Origin of the sequence: Virgibacillus sp. 7505 (assembly GCF_002272135.1) — a bacterium.
GTDB lineage: Bacteria > Bacillota > Bacilli > Bacillales > Amphibacillaceae > Terribacillus.
In genome coordinates this window covers 1-234 of record NZ_NPBF01000318.1, presented here as the reverse complement: position 1 = coordinate 234, position 234 = coordinate 1, and the positions used below count along the sequence as shown (strand labels likewise).

Sequence of the window (234 nt, the reverse complement as noted above, 5' to 3'; positions counted from 1 at the left end):
TCGACGGTGTACTTGCTGAAAATCTTGCTGTGGTAATCGGTGAATTTGGCCATAGGCATCATGATGGCGATGTCGATGAAGATGCGATTTTGGCCTATACAGCAGAGCGGCAAGTGGGCTGGCTTGCCTGGTCATGGTATGGCAATAGCGGGGGTGTTGAATACTTGGATTTAGCTGAAGGCCCATCAGGTCCATTAACGAGTTGGTGCGAACGGATTGTCTATGGGGAAATGG

The 234-nt window shown here is 50.0% G+C and carries 1 protein-coding gene; it reads left to right on the top strand.

Going from position 1 to position 234, the window contains the following annotated elements:
• A partial coding sequence (locus tag CHH91_RS19135; protein ID WP_141234257.1) for a cellulase family glycosylhydrolase occupies positions 1 to 234 on the top strand: 234 nt, incomplete at both ends.